Source organism: Streptococcus infantis, from assembly GCF_047464415.1.
Taxonomy (GTDB): domain Bacteria; phylum Bacillota; class Bacilli; order Lactobacillales; family Streptococcaceae; genus Streptococcus; species Streptococcus infantis_AE.
The window spans coordinates 75,137-90,190 of the sequence record NZ_JASHBX010000010.1 but is presented as its reverse complement, the minus strand read 5'-3'; the positions used below and the strand labels follow the sequence as shown (position 1 = coordinate 90,190).

Here is a 15,054-nt window from a genome sequence, read left to right as displayed (position 1 = left end):
TTACTCAAAGTTAAGTGACGATAGCCTAGGAGATACACCTGTACCCATGCCGAACACAGAAGTTAAGCCCTAGAACGCCGGAAGTAGTTGGGGGTTGCCCCCTGTGAGATAAGGAAGTCGCTTAGCTAAAGGGAGTTTAGCTCAGCTGGGAGAGCATCTGCCTTACAAGCAGAGGGTCAGCGGTTCGATCCCGTTAACTCCCATTTTAGCGGGTGTAGTTTAGTGGTAAAACTACAGCCTTCCAAGCTGTTGTCGCGAGTTCGATTCTCGTCACCCGCTTTGAACATTTAGTTCATTTACCAAGTTGTTTAACTTGGGCGCGTAGCTCAGGTGGTTAGAGCGCACGCCTGATAAGCGTGAGGTCGGTGGTTCGAGTCCACTCGTGCCCATTGAAATATGGTCCGTTGGTCAAGGGGTTAAGACACCGCCTTTTCACGGCGGTAACACGGGTTCGAATCCCGTACGGACTATTTATTGGAGGATTACCCAAGTCCGGCTGAAGGGAACGGTCTTGAAAACCGTCAGGCGTGTAAAAGCGTGCGTGGGTTCGAATCCCACATCCTCCTTTATTATTAACGCGGGATGGAGCAGCTCGGTAGCTCGTCGGGCTCATAACCCGAAGGTCGTAGGTTCAAATCCTGCTCCCGCAATAAGGCTCGGTAGCTCAGTTGGTAGAGCAATGGATTGAAGCTCCATGTGTCGGCGGTTCGATTCCGTCTCGCGCCATTTAAATATTTTGGAAGGGTAGCGAAGAGGCTAAACGCGGCGGACTGTAAATCCGCTCCTTCGGGTTCGGGGGTTCGAATCCCTCCCCTTCCATAACCTTAACTACGGGCATAGTTTAAAGGTAGAACTAAGGTCTCCAAAACCTTCAGTGTGGGTTCAATTCCTACTGCCCGTGTTTTAAAATTATGGCGGGTGTGGTGAAGTGGTTAACACACCAGATTGTGGCTCTGGCATGCGTGGGTTCGATCCCCATCACTCGCCTATTTTATATTATTGGGGTATAGCCAAGCGGTAAGGCAAGGGACTTTGACTCCCTCATGCGTTGGTTCGAATCCAGCTACCCCAGTTACTATTTGCCGGCGTGGCGGAATTGGCAGACGCGCTGGACTCAAAATCCAGTGTCCGCAAGGACGTGCCGGTTCGACCCCGGCCGCCGGTATAGTAATAAAGACAAGGTTTTCGGACCTTGTCTTTTTTGTTGAACAATTTATTAAAATTTCACTAAAAAAGGTCTATACCATTTACAAATTGTTTTGAAAGGTTTATAATGTAATTGACATAATAAATACTAGATTATTTCTTAAGGGGGTTATCATTATGCCTAAGTATATTAAAGCTGATCAATTTTTCTATCCACATGGTATTCGTCGTGGAGGTTATTTGGAACTTATTGATGGTAAATTTGGTAAGCATGTTGAAGATATTTCTGAGGATGCTGAAATTTTAGATTATTCTGGTTATAGCATCGCACCTGGTCTTGTTGATACACACATTCATGGTTTTGGTGGTGTGGATGTCATGGATAATAATATTGAAGGGACTCTTCATACGATGAGTGAAGGTCTTCTTAGCACAGGTGTTACTAGTTTCCTACCAACTACACTAACTTCATCATACGAACAATTGCTGGCTGTTACTGAAAACATTGGTGCACGCTATCAAGAAGCATCTGGTGCTAAGATTCGTGGTATCTATTTTGAAGGGCCATATTTTACTGAGGAATTTAAAGGAGCTCAAAACCCTGCTTACATGAAAGATCCTCGTATGGATGAGTTTCGTGCATGGCAGAAGGCTGCTAATGGTCTTCTTAATAAAATTGCTCTTGCACCTGAACGTGATGGGGTTGAGGACTTTGTACGTACTATTACTGGTGAAGGTGTAACTGTTGCTCTTGGTCACTCTAATGCTACCTTTGATGAAGCTAAAAAAGCTGTTGATGCCGGGGCTAGTGTTTGGGTTCATGCCTATAATGGAATGCGTGGTTTAACACACCGCGAACTTGGTATGGTTGGTGCCATGTATGAGTTACCACACACTTATGCAGAATTGATTTGTGATGGTCATCACGTGGATCCTAAGGCTTGCGAAATTCTTCTTAAACAAAAAGGAACTGAAAATATTGCCCTTATCACTGACTGTATGACAGCAGGTGGTTTGCAAGATGGCGATTATATGTTAGGTGAATTTCCAGTTGTAGTTGCAAATGGGACTGCTCGTCTTAAATCTACAGGTAACTTGGCAGGTTCCATTCTCAAACTTAAAGATGGTTTGAAAAATGTTGTTGAGTGGGGAATTGCAAATCCTCATGAAGCAGTCATGATGGCTAGTCTGAACCCAGCTAAATCAGTTCATATCGATGACGTCTGTGGACAAATTCGTGAAGGCTACGATGCAGACTTTATCGTGTTAGATAAAGATTTGGAATTAGTAGCAACTTATCTAGATGGTGAAAAACGTTATCAAGCATAATCTAAAAAGTAGAAACGATTTTCGTTTCTTCTTTTTTTAAATAAATTTGTTATTTCTTTCACAAATTACTTGATTTTTGTATTGGAAAGGCTTACAATTATGATATAAATAATACAAATAAAAAAGCGGAGGATTGCTTATGAAAGCTTATACTTACGTTAAACCAGGCCTTGCGTCATTTGTTGATGTAGACAAACCAGTTATTCGCAAGCCAACAGATGCTATTGTGCGTATCGTTAAGACTACTATTTGTGGTACAGACCTTCATATTATTAAAGGCGATGTTCCTGCTTGTAAGAGTGGAACTATCCTAGGACATGAAGGAATTGGTATTGTAGAAGAAGTCGGAGCAGGAGTTTCAAACTTCAAAAAGGGTGATAAGGTTTTGATTTCTTGCGTTTGTGCATGTGGCAAGTGTTACTATTGTAAAAAAGGAATCTATGCCCACTGTGAAGACGAAGGTGGATGGATTTTTGGACATTTGATTGACGGTATGCAAGCAGAATATCTTCGTGTGCCTCATGCTGATAATACTCTTTATCATACTCCAGCTGACTTGTCTGATGAAGCTTTGGTGATGTTATCTGATATCTTGCCAACTGGCTATGAAATTGGTGTCTTAAAAGGGAAAGTTGAGCCTGGTTGTAGTGTAGCTATCGTTGGTTCAGGGCCAGTTGGATTGGCAGCTCTCTTGACGGCACAATTCTATTCTCCAGCTAAATTGATTATGGTGGACCTAGACGATAATCGCTTGGATACTGCAGTTTCTTTCGGTGCTACTCATAAGATTAATTCTTCAGACCCTGAAAAAGCAATTCAAGAAATTTATGATTTGACAGATGGTCGAGGTGTAGATGTCGCTATTGAGGCGGTAGGAATTCCTGCAACGTTTGATCTCTGTCAAAAGATTATCGGTGTAGACGGAACAGTAGCCAACTGTGGTGTGCATGGTAAACCAGTTCAGTTTGATTTGGACACTCTTTGGATTCGGAACATTAACGTAACTACTGGATTGGTTTCTACCAATACAACTCCTCAGCTTTTGAAGGCCTTAGAAAGTCATAAAATTGAACCTGAAAAATTGGTAACTCATTATTTCAAACTTAGTGAAATAGAAAAGGCCTATGAAGTATTTAGTAAGGCCGCCGATCATCATGCGATTAAAGTGATTATTGAAAACGATATTTCAGAAGGTTAATCTTGTTTTTAAATCCAGTTATTCGTTTTTGAATATCTGGATTATTTGAAAATGTTATATAATTCGTGAAAATGAGCAAAATTCTTTCATTGTTCTCAAAATTTCGCTATAATATACGGTACAAAGGAAGTTAAACTATGTATCGAGTTATAAAAATGTACGGAGATTTTGAACCGTGGTGGTTTATAGAAGGCTGGGAAGACGACGTCATTGCGAGTAAAAAATTTGATAACTATTATGACGCCTTGAAATATTATAAGTCTTGTTGGTTTGAGTTAGAAAAGGAAATTCCCCTTTACAAAAGTAGAGGAGACTTGATGACTATTTTTTGGGATCCAGAAGATAAACGCTGGTGTGAAGAATGCGATGAATTCCTTCAGCAATATCATTCCTTGGCTTTGTTGGAAGATGGTCAAGTCATTCCTGATGAAAAATTTAGACCTGGTTACGAAAAGCAGACTGGTTTAGAAATCCACCGTACTTGTCGCATAAAAAAAGAAGAAACAACTTTTTAATGAAGTTGTTTCTTCTTTTTTTATATTTTCTTCGAATAATAAGAATGAGGAGGAAGATATGGTACAAACACTTGCACAAGAATTGATTACACTGGCCAAAAAACAAGGAGCTCAGGACATCTATTTTGTTCCTAAAGAAAAGATTTATGAGCTACATATGCGAGTTGGAGATGAGAGACATTTGATTAACACCTATGACTTTGAAAAGTTGGGGGCTGTCATTAGTCACTTTAAATTTGTTGCGGGGATGAACGTTGGAGAAAAACGCCGTAGTCAGCTTGGTTCCTGTGATTATCAGCATGGAGACAAGGTTTCTTCATTACGTTTATCGACGGTGGGAGATTATCGTGGCCATGAGAGTCTAGTTATTCGCCTTTTGCATGATCAAGAACAAGAGTTGCGCTTCTGGTTTCAGGACCTTATAGAACTGGAAAAGGGCTTTAGGCAACGCGGACTTTATCTTTTTGCAGGCCCCGTAGGAAGTGGCAAAACTACTTTGATGCATGAATTAGCCAAGTCATTGTTTAAGGGACAGCAGGTCATGTCCATTGAAGATCCAGTAGAAATTAAGCAGGAAGAGATGCTACAATTACAGCTCAATGAAGCTATCGGACTTAGCTATGAGAACTTGATAAAACTTTCCCTACGACATCGTCCAGATCTTTTAATCATTGGAGAAATTCGAGATAGTGAAACAGCCCGTGCCGTTGTACGAGCTAGTCTGACAGGTGCCACGGTATTCTCGACAATCCATGCCAAGAGTGTTCGTGGGGTTTATGAGCGCCTCTTAGAACTTGGTGTTAGTGAAGATGAACTTGCAGTTGTTTTACAAGGTGTTTGTTACCAGAGACTAATCGCAGGAGGAGGAATTATTGATTTTGCAAACAAAAATTACCAAGAACACCAGGCAGGAAAGTGGAATGGGCAAATTGACCAGCTTCTTAAAGACGGACATATCACTGCCCTCCAAGCTGAAACGGAGAAAATTAGCTACCAGTAAGCAGAAGAAAATCATCACTCTCTTTAACAATTTATTTTCCAGTGGTTTTCATCTGGTAGAAATCATTTCCTTTTTAGATAGAAGTCTCTTGTTGGAAAAGGAATATGTAGCGCAGATGCGACTAGGACTCTCACAGGGAAAATCCTTCTCGGAAATGATGGGGACTTTAGGTTTTTCAAGTTCAATTGTCACGCAACTTTCCTTGGCTGAAGTTCATGGGAATCTTCATTTGAGTTTAGGGAAAATTGAAGAGTATCTAGATAATCTTGCTAAGGTCAAGAAAAAGTTAATCGAAGTTGCGACCTATCCAATCATTTTGTTAGCTTTCTTACTGCTCATTATGTTGGGGTTGCGAAATTATCTCTTGCCCCAACTGGATAGTAGTAACATAGCTACCTTAGTGATTAGTAATCTACCACAAATTTTTCTTGGGATTGTTCTAGCGTTAGGTCTAGCATCTTTAACGGGATTGGTCTTCTACAGAAAATCTAGGAAGATACAAGTCTTTTCTTTTCTAGCTAGAATCCCCTTTCTAGGTGTGTTTGTTCAGTATTATCTAACTGCCTATTATGCTCGAGAATGGGGAAATATGATTGGACAAGGTTTAGAGTTGGCACAGATTTTCCAGATGATGCAGGAGCAAGGGAATCTACTTTTTAAAGAGATAGGGCATGATTTATCCCTGTCCTTGCAACATGGGCATGAATTTTCCAAAGCTGTTCAAAATTATCCCTTCTTTAGAAGAGAATTGGGACTAATCATTGAATATGGAGAGGTCAAGTCCAAGTTGGGAAGCGAATTGGAAATCTATGCGGAAAAAACGTGGGAATCCTTCTTTACCCGAGTTAATCGTACGATGAACTTAGTTCAACCACTGGTCTTTATTTTTGTAGCTCTGCTAATCGTTTTATTGTACGCAGCCATGTTGTTGCCTATGTATCAAAATATGGAGGTAAATTTTTAGATGAAAAAAATGTTGATGAAATTAAAAGAAGCCAAGGTAAAAGGGTTCACACTGGTAGAAATGTTAGTCGTATTGCTCATCATTAGTGTTCTACTCTTACTGTTTGTGCCAAACCTAACTAAGCAAAAGGATGCAGTCAATGACAAGGGTAAAGCAGCAGTCGTCAAGGTGGTAGAAAGCCAAGCTGAACTCTATACTCTAGATAAAAATGAGGATGCTAGTCTAAGTAAACTTCAGGCAGATGGACGCATCACTGCTGAGCAAGCAAAAGCCTATAAGGAATACCATGCAAAACAAAAGACAAGTCAAACAGTTGCGGATTAGGGCTTTTACTATGTTAGAAAGTCTATTGGTCTTAGGGATAGTCAGTCTGTTAGCCTTGGGTTTGTCAAGTTCAGTTCAATCAACTTTTGCAGCTTTGGAAGAGCAAATTTTCTTTATGGAGTTTGAGGAACTTTATCGGGAAACTCAGAAGCGAAGTCTGGCTAGTCAGCAGAAGATCAACTTAATTTTGGAAGAGAGAAGTATTGGAAATGGCTATCAGAAATTAGCCATTCCAAAAGGGATTCAACTACAGTCCAATCAGTCAATCACCTTTGATAAGGCTGGAGGAAATTCGTCTCTTGCAAGTGTGAGATTTCAAACAAGGAAAGAAATAGTTCGCTACCAACTATATCTAGGAAATGGAAAGATTAAACGTATTCAAGAAGCAAAAAATTAAGGCGCTTATTTTACTGGAGGCAGTGATTTCACTAGCTATTTTTGCCAGTATTGCAACCCTCTTGTTAGGGCAGATTCAAGAAAGTAGACGACAGGAAGCAAGACTCTTAGAACAGGAAGAAGTTTTGCGTGTGGCTCGTATGGCTTTGCAGACTGGACAAAAGCAGTTGACGGTCAATGGGCTTACAGTTCATGTTGTCTCGAATGAGCGAGGTTTGGAGGTGTATCATGGAACTGAAAAATTACTGGCGATTCAAGATAAGTAGAGTCAGAGCGTTTACTCTTTTAGAATCCCTGGTTGCTCTTCTTGTGATTAGTGGGAGTTTGCTTCTTTTTCAATCTATGAGCCAACTCTTGGTTTCAGAAGTTCGCTACCAGCAGAAAAGTGAGCAAAAAGAATGGCTCTTATTTGTGGATCAGCTGGAAGCAGAGCTGAATCGAGCCCAATTTGAAAAAGTGGAGAATGATAGACTTTACCTCAAACAGGATGGGAACCCCATTTCCATGGGAAAATCAAAGTCAAATGATTTTCGAAAAACAGATGCCAGTGGACGTGGCTACCAGCCGATGGTTTACGGTCTGAAATCAGCTCATATTTACCAAAACGGGCAAAATGTCCATTTTAATTTTCAGTTTGAAAAGGGACTAGAGAGGGAGTTCATCTATCGTGTGGAAAAAGAAAAAAGTTAGGGCTGGAGTTCTCCTTTACGCGGTTACTATTGCTGGAATTTTTAGTCTCTTGTTACAGTTTTATCTAAATCGACAAGTGGCTCATCATCAGGATTATGCCCTCAATAAAGAAAAACTTCTTGCCTTTGCAATGGCTAAGAGAACCTATGAAAAAGCTGGTTATGAGAGTGGTCAGCAGTCATTTAATGCAGGAAAGGCAACTTATCGTAATGACCAAAAGGAATTTACAGCGATTGTTGACACTGGGAAAAATCAATTTGAATTTCGTTTTCCACCTTTGAAAAAGACCGACGATAAGACGAAGAAAACAGAAAAAAAGTCAAAAGAAGAAAGCGAGAAGAAAAAAGAAGAGGTTAAAAAAGAGGCCACCGAGCCATCTAAAGTTGCTCCTTCTAAGAATGATAAGACATAGATTATCAGATTTGTAAAATCTAGTTTAAGTGGTGATGTTGGACTCAGTGGGTTAGGACAAGGTTTTTGTCTGAAATCATGCTATAATAGATACATATGGAGGACGGAATATGTCAAGTGTAAAATTGTATCTAGTGCGTCATGGAAAAACAATGTTTAATACGATTGGGCGTGCTCAAGGTTGGAGTGATACTCCACTGACAGCTGAAGGGGAACGAGGCATTCATGAATTGGGGATTGGCTTGCGTGAGTCAGGTTTAACCTTTGAACGTGCTTATTCAAGCGACTCTGGGCGGACTATTCAGACTATGGGAATTATCCTTGAGGAACTAGGTTTAACAGGGCAAATTCCTTATCGTATGGATAAGCGAATCCGTGAATGGTGCTTTGGTAGTTTTGATGGTGCTTATGATGGAGACCTTTTTATGGGGATCATTCCTCGTATTTTTAATGTCGATCATGTGCATCGTTTGTCCTATGCTGAGCTAGCTGAAGGTCTGGTAGAAGTAGACACAGCAGGTTGGGCTGAAGGCTGGGAAAAACTAAGTGGTCGTATCTGGGAAGGCTTTGAAGCCATTGCCAAGGAAATGGAAGCTAATGGGGGAGGGAATGCCCTCGTAGTCAGCCATGGAATGACTATTGGAACCATTGTTTATTTAATCAACGGAATGCATCCGCATGGCCTTGATAATGGAAGTGTGACGATTCTCGAGTACCAAGATGGTCAGTTCTCAGTCAAGATTGTTGGCGACCGTAGCTACCGTGAAATTGGACGAGCTAAACTAGAAGAGCAAGCTAGTTCAGAACAATAAAAATTCTCTACTTAAATTAGAAGATGTTTTAGATGATTCAATAGAATGCTGATGTCGTCATTGCACAAGCTTGTAAGAGTTGAGTGCTTTGACAATAGCATTCTTTTTTGTTAGAATAGCATCAACATGAAAGCATAATAAGGGACTGACAGAGTTGTCGTTCCCTTTTGTCTATCTTAGAAGGGGGAAATATGCTGTTTCAGAAAATAAAAGCCTATAAATGGCAGGCTTTAGCTTCCTTAATTATGACAGGTCTAATGGTAACGAGTTCACTCTTGCAACCACGTTATTTGCAGAAAGTTTTAGAGGCACTGCTAACAGGTGATAATGAAGCTATTTATCATATTGGTTTTTGGTTAATCCTTGTTGCCTTGATTGGTTTGATTGCAGGTGGCATCAATGTTGTGCTAGCCGCCTACATTGCTCAAGGAGTCTCGTCAGACTTACGGGAAGATGCCTTTCGTAAGATTCAAACTTTTTCATACGCCAATATTGAGGAATTTAACGCAGGGAATCTTGTTGTTCGTATGACCAATGACATCAACCAGATTCAAAACGTAGTCATGATGACCTTCCAAATTCTCTTTCGACTACCACTTTTGTTTATCGGTTCCTTTATTCTAGCAGTTGTCACCCTACCTTCTCTATGGTGGGTGCTGGTTCTCATGGTCGTTCTGATTGTTGTCATAATGGGTTTTATGATGGGAGTGGTGGGACCACGCTTTTCAAAGTTCCAGACCTTACTAGAGCGTATCAATGCCATTGCTAAAGAAAATTTGCGTGGTGTGCGCGTGGTTAAGTCTTTTGTAAGAGAAAAAGATCAGTTTGATAAGTTTACGCAGGTGTCAGATGAATTATTGGGAGAAAACCTTTATATTGGTTATGCCTTTTCTGTTATACAACCTGCAATGATGTTAATTTCGTATGGGGCTGTTTTTCTCTCAATCTGGCTTGTAGCAGGTATGGCAGAGTCAGATCCATCAGTCGTTGGTTCCATTGCTTCCTTTGTGAACTATCTGAGTCAGATTATCTTTACTATCGTTATGGTTGGATTTTTGGGGAACTCAGTTACTCGTGCCATGATTTCGCTCCGTCGTATTCGCGAAATCCTGGATACAGAACCGGCTATGACCTTCAAGGATGTAGAAGATGAAGAATTGGAAGGAAGTCTCAGTTTTGAAAATGTAACCTTCACCTATCCAAACGATGAAGAACCTATCCTAAAAGATGTATCTTTCGATATTGCAGCTGGTGAGATGGTTGGGGTTGTCGGAGCAACTGGTGCAGGGAAATCAACCTTGGCTCAGTTGATTCCACGACTGTTTGATCCTCAGCAAGGTTCGATCAAAATTGGCGGAAAGGACATTCGTACAGTTAGTGAAGGGACGCTTCGCAAGACTGTCTCTATCGTCCTACAAAGAGCCATTCTCTTTAGTGGAACCATCGCAGATAATCTCAGACAAGGAAAGGGAGATGCGACAGTTTCAGAAATGGAACGCGCAGCTCGTATTGCCCAGGCGAGTGAATTTATTAGTCGCATGGAATTGGCTTTTGAAAGTCCGGTTGAGGAACGTGGAACTAACTTTTCTGGTGGACAAAAACAAAGAATGTCCATTGCGCGTGGGATTGTCAGCAATCCTCGTATCTTGATTTTCGATGATTCAACTTCTGCCCTTGATGCCAAATCAGAACGTTTGGTCCAAGAAGCTCTCAACAAGGATTTGAAGGGGACGACTACGATTATCATTGCGCAAAAGATTAGCTCTGTTGTTCATGCTGATAAAATTTTAGTGCTTGACCAAGGGCGATTGATTGGTCAAGGTAAACATGCTGAGTTGGTTGCAACAAACCCAGTTTATCGTGAAATTTACGAAACGCAAAAAGGAAAGGAGGAGTAGGATGAAGACATTTGAATTTTTTTGGAACTATTTTAAAGTTTACAAGATATCCTTTATCGTTGTCATTGCTATGATTATCATTGCAACGGTAGCACAAGCCCTCTTTCCAGTATTTGCAGGTCAAACAGTCACAGAGTTGGCTAATTTGGTTATAGCCTATCAAAATGGAAATCCAGATATGGTTTGGCAAAGTCTATTGGGACTCCTAATCAATCTTGCCTATATTTTGATTGTTTTAGTAGTTTCTAGTCTCATCTATATGGTCTTGATGAGCCGCATTATTGCCGAATCGACAAATGAGATGCGTAAGGGACTTTTTGGCAAGCTTTCTCGCTTGACAGTTTCTTTCTTTGACCGCCATCAAGATGGTGATATCCTGTCACGTTTTACTAGTGATTTGGATAATATTCTCCAAGCTTTTAATGAAAGCCTTGTGTCTGTCATGACCAATATTGCCCTTTATATTGGCTTGCTGATTGTCATGTTCGCAAAAAATGTTACCTTGGCTTTGATTACAATTGCCAGCACTCCGATTGCTGTTATCATGGTCTTCTTTATCTTAAAGCTAGCGCGGAAATATACAAACCTCCAACAAAAGGAAGTTGGGAAGCTCAATGCTTATATGGATGAGAGTATCTCTGGACAAAAAGCCGTTATTGTTCAAGGCATTCAAGAAGATGTGATTGCTGGTTTTGTCGAGCAGAATGAACGGGTTCGAAAAGCCACTTTCAAGGGAAGAATGTTCTCAGGAATTCTTTTCCCTGTCATGAACGGGATGAGCTTGGTCAATACAGCAGTAGTTATTTTTGTTGGTTCAGCTGTCTTACTGAATGATAAGAACATCGAGACAGCAACTGCACTTGGTTTGATTGTCATGTTTACTCAGTTTTCGCAACAGTATTACCAGCCCATTATCCAATTAGCGGCGAGTTGGGGAAGTTTGCAACTGGCCTTTACAGGTGCAGACCGTATCCAAGAAATGTTTGATGCAGAAGAAGAAATTCGTCCTCAAGATGCTCCAATCTTTAACGAATTAAAAGAGGGTGTGGAGATTCGTAACGTAGACTTCTCCTACCTGCCAGGAAAACCCATTTTGAAAGATGTCAGCATCTCAGCTCCAAAAGGGAAAATGATTGCGGTAGTTGGTCCGACAGGTTCAGGGAAAACAACCATCATGAATCTCATCAATCGTTTTTATGATGTGGATGCAGGTAGTATCAGCTTTGATGGAACAGATATCCGAGAATTTGATTTGGATAGTTTGCGAAGTAAGGTAGGAATTGTTTTACAGGATTCTGTTTTATTTAGTGGAACCATTCGAGACAATATTCGATTTGGTGTACCAGATGCCAGTCAGGAAATCGTAGAAGCAGCAGCCAAGGCTACGCATATCCATGAATATATCGAAAGTCTACCAGATAAGTATGATACCTTGATTAATGATGACCAGAGCGTCTTCTCGACTGGTCAGAAGCAGTTGATTTCCATCGCTCGTACCTTGATGACAGATCCACAGGTCTTAATCTTGGATGAGGCAACATCAAACGTTGATACTGTAACAGAAAGTAAGATTCAAAATGCCATGGAAGCTATTGTGGCAGGAAGAACTAGTTTTGTGATTGCTCACCGCTTAAAAACCATTCTCAATGCCGATCAGATTATTGTCCTTAAGGATGGTGAGGTTATCGAACAAGGAAATCATCACGAATTACTCAAGCTTGGAGGCTTTTACTCCGAACTTTACCATAATCAATTTGTCTTTGAATAATACTCTTCGAAAATCTCTTCAAACCACGTCAGCGTCCCCTTGCCGTATATGTGTTACTGACTTCGTCAGTTCTATCCACAACCTCAAAACTGTGTTTTGAGCAACCTGCGGCTAGCTTCCTAGTTTGCTCTTTGATTTTCATTGAGTATAAGCAAAAAAGTTGTCCTAATTTTGGGCAACTTTTTCTGATAAAAAAATTTTATCACGGACTTTAAAAAAACATATTAGACAGGTGTGGGGAAGGATGGTAAGATAAGATTATCAATGGAAAACGAAAGGAAATCAGTAATGGCAAGAACGGTTGTTGGAGTTGCAGCAAATCTATGTCCTGTGGACGCAGAAGGAAAAAATATTCATTCATCAGTCTCTTGTAAATTCGCTGAGAGTATTCGTCAGGTTGGCGGACTTCCTTTGGTGATTCCAGTTGGTGATGAGTCAGTTGTTCACGACTACGTAGAAATGATTGACAAGCTTATCTTGACTGGAGGACAAAATGTTCATCCTCAGTTTTATGGTGAGGAAAAAACGATTGATAGTGATGACTATAATCTAGCACGCGATGAGTTTGAGTTGGCCCTTCTACAAGAGGCTCTACGTCAGAACAAACCAATTTTAGCCATTTGCCGTGGTGTTCAACTGGTTAACGTTGCCTTTGGCGGTACGCTCAATCAGGAGATTGAAGGTCATTGGCAAGGCCTACCTTTTGGGACTTCACATTCTATTGAGACAGTTGATGGCAGTGTAGTGTCTAAATTATTTGGTAAAGAAAGTCAAGTTAATTCAGTGCACCGTCAGAGCATTAAAGACTTAGCTCCAAATTTCCGCGTAACAGCAGTAGATCCACGTGATCAAACTGTTGAAGCAATCGAATCTATCGACGAACACCGTATTATTGGTCTCCAGTGGCATCCAGAATTCTTGGTCAATGAAGAAGATGGCAACTTAGAGTTATTTGAGTATTTATTGAATGAATTGTAACGACTAGAAATTTAGTCGTTTTTTTATTCGTTGTTTACGAATATTTATAGAGTTGCGTTTTTACGCAAACGTTTGAATTGTGATAAAAATTGGAAATTTTTAGTATAAAAACTTGAAAAAATTGTTAGTAAGCGTTATGATAGAAAGGAAGAAATTTTGGAGGAATACTATGTCACATATTAAATTTGATTATTCAAAAGTATTAGACAAATTTGTTGCACCACATGAAGTGGAGTACATGCAAGCACAAGTTACAGCAGCAGACGAATTGATCCGTAAAGGAACTGGTGCTGGTAGCGACTTCTTGGGTTGGTTGGACCTTCCTGAAAACTACGACCGCGAAGAATTTGACCGCATCTTGAAAGCTGCTGAACAAATCAAATCAGACAGCGATGTTTTGGTTGTTATCGGTATCGGTGGATCATACCTTGGAGCTAAAGCAGCCATTGACTTCTTGAACCACCATTTTGCAAACTTGCAAACCAAAGAAGAACGTAAAGCACCACAAATCCTTTACGCTGGAAACTCAATCTCATCTACTTACCTTGCTGACTTGGTAGAGTATGTTTCAGATAAAGACTTCTCAGTAAACGTGATTTCTAAATCAGGTACAACAACTGAACCAGCCATCGCTTTCCGTGTCTTCAAAGAACTCTTGGTTAAGAAATACGGTCAAGAAGAAGCTAACAAACGTATCTACGCAACTACTGACCGCCAAAAAGGTGCTGTTAAAGTTGAAGCAGATGCTAACGGTTGGGAAACTTTTGTAGTTCCAGATGATATCGGTGGACGCTTCTCAGTATTGACAGCAGTTGGCTTGCTTCCAATCGCTGCATCAGGTGCAGATATCAAAGCCCTTATGGAAGGTGCGAATGCTGCTCGTAAAGATTACACATCAGACAAACTTTCAGAAAACGAAGCTTACCAATACGCTGCGGTTCGTAACATCCTTTACCGTAAAGGATATGCTACTGAAATCTTGGTAAACTACGAGCCATCACTTCAATACTTCTCAGAATGGTGGAAACAATTGGCTGGTGAGTCAGAAGGGAAAGACCAAAAAGGTATTTACCCAACTTCAGCTAACTTCTCAACAGACTTGCACTCATTGGGTCAATTTATCCAAGAAGGAACTCGTATCATGTTTGAAACAGTTGTCCGTGTGGACAAACCTCGTAAGAACGTGATCATCCCTACTTTGGAAGAAGATCTTGATGGACTTGGATACCTTCAAGGAAAAGACGTTGACTTCGTTAATAAAAAAGCAACTGACGGTGTTCTTCTTGCCCACACAGATGGTGACGTACCAAACATGTACGTAACTCTTCCTGAGCAAGATGCCTTCACTCTTGGTTACACAATCTACTTCTTCGAATTGGCTATCGCCCTTTCAGGTTACTTGAATGCGATTAACCCATTTGACCAACCAGGTGTTGAAGCATACAAACGTAACATGTTTGCCCTTCTTGGTAAACCAGGATTTGAAGAATTGAGCAAAGAACTCAACGCTCGTCTATAATAGAGCTGAAAAGAGTGGTTTTACCACTCTTTTTTCTATTTCTCGAAAAGAGAAATTGGACTCTGGCACGACTTGTGATATAATATAGAGAGCAAAAAGGCAGACG

15 protein-coding genes, 12 tRNA genes and 1 rRNA gene are annotated in these 15,054 nt (G+C 40.6%); all 28 read left to right on the top strand.

From position 1 onward, the window contains the following. Positions 1 to 10: 10 nt before the first annotated feature. Positions 11 to 126, top strand: a 5S ribosomal RNA gene (gene rrf, locus QM460_RS07320). Between the two features lie 4 nt (positions 127 to 130). After that, positions 131 to 203: transfer RNA gene (locus tag QM460_RS07315), tRNA-Val, on the top strand. 5 nt (positions 204 to 208) lie between these two features. Further along, positions 209 to 279: transfer RNA gene (locus QM460_RS07310), tRNA-Gly, on the top strand. 36 nt (positions 280 to 315) lie between these two features. Next, positions 316 to 389, top strand: a tRNA-Ile gene (locus QM460_RS07305). Between the two features lie 9 nt (positions 390 to 398). After that, a tRNA-Glu gene (locus QM460_RS07300) sits at positions 399 to 470 on the top strand. Between the two features lie 6 nt (positions 471 to 476). Then, positions 477 to 566: transfer RNA gene (locus QM460_RS07295), tRNA-Ser, on the top strand. 10 nt (positions 567 to 576) lie between these two features. Continuing rightward, positions 577 to 650, top strand: a tRNA-Met gene (locus QM460_RS07290). Between the two features lie 3 nt (positions 651 to 653). Beyond that, a tRNA-Phe gene (locus tag QM460_RS07285) sits at positions 654 to 726 on the top strand. Positions 727 to 738: 12 nt separating this feature from the next. After that, a tRNA-Tyr gene (locus tag QM460_RS07280) sits at positions 739 to 819 on the top strand. Positions 820 to 830: 11 nt separating this feature from the next. After that, a tRNA-Trp gene (locus QM460_RS07275) sits at positions 831 to 901 on the top strand. Between the two features lie 13 nt (positions 902 to 914). Next, positions 915 to 987 (top strand) — tRNA-His (locus QM460_RS07270). A gap of 13 nt (positions 988 to 1,000) precedes the next feature. Next, positions 1,001 to 1,072, top strand: a tRNA-Gln gene (locus QM460_RS07265). 9 nt (positions 1,073 to 1,081) lie between these two features. Beyond that, positions 1,082 to 1,165 (top strand) — tRNA-Leu (locus QM460_RS07260). A 158-nt stretch (positions 1,166 to 1,323) separates the two neighbouring features. Continuing rightward, the gene (gene nagA, locus QM460_RS07255) at positions 1,324 to 2,475 is read left to right on the top strand and encodes an N-acetylglucosamine-6-phosphate deacetylase (RefSeq protein WP_414289671.1); all 1,152 of its coding nucleotides are present in this window, start codon (positions 1,324 to 1,326) and stop codon (positions 2,473 to 2,475) included. Positions 2,476 to 2,614: 139 nt separating this feature from the next. Next, on the top strand, positions 2,615 to 3,673 hold the full coding sequence (locus QM460_RS07250) for a zinc-dependent alcohol dehydrogenase family protein (protein WP_000649456.1): 1,059 nt from the start codon (positions 2,615 to 2,617) through the stop codon (positions 3,671 to 3,673). A 137-nt stretch (positions 3,674 to 3,810) separates the two neighbouring features. Then, positions 3,811 to 4,188 carry a DUF1033 family protein gene (locus QM460_RS07245; RefSeq protein ID WP_007555701.1) on the top strand — a complete coding sequence of 126 codons (378 nt, stop codon included), beginning with the start codon at positions 3,811 to 3,813 and terminating at the stop codon, positions 4,186 to 4,188. 58 nt (positions 4,189 to 4,246) lie between these two features. Then, positions 4,247 to 5,188, top strand: a complete 942-nt coding sequence (comGA, locus tag QM460_RS07240) for a competence type IV pilus ATPase ComGA (protein ID WP_414289670.1) — start codon at positions 4,247 to 4,249, stop codon at positions 5,186 to 5,188. Continuing rightward, the gene (gene comGB / locus QM460_RS07235; RefSeq protein ID WP_414289669.1) at positions 5,109 to 6,152 is read left to right on the top strand and encodes a competence type IV pilus assembly protein ComGB; all 1,044 of its coding nucleotides are present in this window, start codon (positions 5,109 to 5,111) and stop codon (positions 6,150 to 6,152) included. The genes comGA and comGB overlap by 80 nt, the downstream gene beginning before the upstream one ends. Next, positions 6,153 to 6,476 carry a competence type IV pilus major pilin ComGC gene (gene comGC / locus QM460_RS07230; protein WP_414289668.1) on the top strand — a complete coding sequence of 108 codons (324 nt, stop codon included), beginning with the start codon at positions 6,153 to 6,155 and terminating at the stop codon, positions 6,474 to 6,476. After that, a complete protein-coding gene (gene comGD, locus QM460_RS07225; protein ID WP_414289667.1) occupies positions 6,439 to 6,873 on the top strand; it encodes a competence type IV pilus minor pilin ComGD in 435 nt (144 codons plus the stop codon). The genes comGC and comGD overlap by 38 nt, the downstream gene beginning before the upstream one ends. Continuing rightward, complete coding sequence (gene comGE, locus QM460_RS07220; protein WP_414289666.1) at positions 6,836 to 7,138, top strand: competence type IV pilus minor pilin ComGE; 303 nt, start codon at positions 6,836 to 6,838, stop codon at positions 7,136 to 7,138. Before comGD ends, comGE begins: the two co-directional genes overlap by 38 nt. Then, on the top strand, positions 7,101 to 7,562 hold the full coding sequence (gene comGF, locus QM460_RS07215) for a competence type IV pilus minor pilin ComGF (protein ID WP_414289665.1): 462 nt from the start codon (positions 7,101 to 7,103) through the stop codon (positions 7,560 to 7,562). Before comGE ends, comGF begins: the two co-directional genes overlap by 38 nt. Beyond that, the gene (gene comGG / locus QM460_RS07210; protein ID WP_414289664.1) at positions 7,540 to 7,974 is read left to right on the top strand and encodes a competence type IV pilus minor pilin ComGG; all 435 of its coding nucleotides are present in this window, start codon (positions 7,540 to 7,542) and stop codon (positions 7,972 to 7,974) included. The genes comGF and comGG overlap by 23 nt, the downstream gene beginning before the upstream one ends. 109 nt (positions 7,975 to 8,083) lie before the next feature. Continuing rightward, on the top strand, positions 8,084 to 8,785 hold the full coding sequence (locus tag QM460_RS07205; RefSeq protein ID WP_414289663.1) for a histidine phosphatase family protein: 702 nt from the start codon (positions 8,084 to 8,086) through the stop codon (positions 8,783 to 8,785). 191 nt (positions 8,786 to 8,976) lie between these two features. After that, positions 8,977 to 10,683 (top strand): ABC transporter ATP-binding protein, encoded by a 1,707-nt coding sequence (locus QM460_RS07200; RefSeq protein ID WP_414289662.1) that lies wholly within the window; start codon positions 8,977 to 8,979, stop codon positions 10,681 to 10,683. A 1-nt stretch (position 10,684) separates the two neighbouring features. Continuing rightward, a complete protein-coding gene (locus tag QM460_RS07195) occupies positions 10,685 to 12,451 on the top strand; it encodes an ABC transporter ATP-binding protein (RefSeq protein ID WP_414289661.1) in 1,767 nt (588 codons plus the stop codon). Positions 12,452 to 12,739: 288 nt separating this feature from the next. Continuing rightward, on the top strand, positions 12,740 to 13,429 hold the full coding sequence (locus tag QM460_RS07190; protein WP_045614750.1) for a gamma-glutamyl-gamma-aminobutyrate hydrolase family protein: 690 nt from the start codon (positions 12,740 to 12,742) through the stop codon (positions 13,427 to 13,429). A 169-nt stretch (positions 13,430 to 13,598) separates the two neighbouring features. Next, the gene (locus QM460_RS07185) at positions 13,599 to 14,948 is read left to right on the top strand and encodes a glucose-6-phosphate isomerase (protein WP_000018249.1); all 1,350 of its coding nucleotides are present in this window, start codon (positions 13,599 to 13,601) and stop codon (positions 14,946 to 14,948) included. The last annotated feature ends 106 nt before the right edge of the window (positions 14,949 to 15,054 follow it).

Excerpts from the sequence above, each read along its gene's own strand:
- comGC (WP_414289668.1), top strand. The coding sequence starts at position 6,153 with ATGAAAAAAATGTTGATGAAATTAAAAGAAGCCAAGGTAAAAGGGTTC.
- comGB (WP_414289669.1), top strand. The coding sequence starts at position 5,109 with ATGGGCAAATTGACCAGCTTCTTAAAGACGGACATATCACTGCCCTCC.
- comGF (WP_414289665.1), top strand. The coding sequence starts at position 7,101 with ATGGAACTGAAAAATTACTGGCGATTCAAGATAAGTAGAGTCAGAGCG.
- QM460_RS07185 (WP_000018249.1), top strand. The coding sequence starts at position 13,599 with ATGTCACATATTAAATTTGATTATTCAAAAGTATTAGACAAATTTGTT.
- comGA (WP_414289670.1), top strand. The coding sequence starts at position 4,247 with ATGGTACAAACACTTGCACAAGAATTGATTACACTGGCCAAAAAACAA.
- QM460_RS07245 (WP_007555701.1), top strand. The coding sequence starts at position 3,811 with ATGTATCGAGTTATAAAAATGTACGGAGATTTTGAACCGTGGTGGTTT.
- comGD (WP_414289667.1), top strand. The coding sequence starts at position 6,439 with ATGCAAAACAAAAGACAAGTCAAACAGTTGCGGATTAGGGCTTTTACT.
- QM460_RS07205 (WP_414289663.1), top strand. The coding sequence starts at position 8,084 with ATGTCAAGTGTAAAATTGTATCTAGTGCGTCATGGAAAAACAATGTTT.
- QM460_RS07250 (WP_000649456.1), top strand. The coding sequence starts at position 2,615 with ATGAAAGCTTATACTTACGTTAAACCAGGCCTTGCGTCATTTGTTGAT.
- nagA (WP_414289671.1), top strand. The coding sequence starts at position 1,324 with ATGCCTAAGTATATTAAAGCTGATCAATTTTTCTATCCACATGGTATT.
- QM460_RS07190 (WP_045614750.1), top strand. The coding sequence starts at position 12,740 with ATGGCAAGAACGGTTGTTGGAGTTGCAGCAAATCTATGTCCTGTGGAC.
- comGE (WP_414289666.1), top strand. The coding sequence starts at position 6,836 with ATGGAAAGATTAAACGTATTCAAGAAGCAAAAAATTAAGGCGCTTATT.
- QM460_RS07195 (WP_414289661.1), top strand. The coding sequence starts at position 10,685 with ATGAAGACATTTGAATTTTTTTGGAACTATTTTAAAGTTTACAAGATA.
- QM460_RS07200 (WP_414289662.1), top strand. The coding sequence starts at position 8,977 with ATGCTGTTTCAGAAAATAAAAGCCTATAAATGGCAGGCTTTAGCTTCC.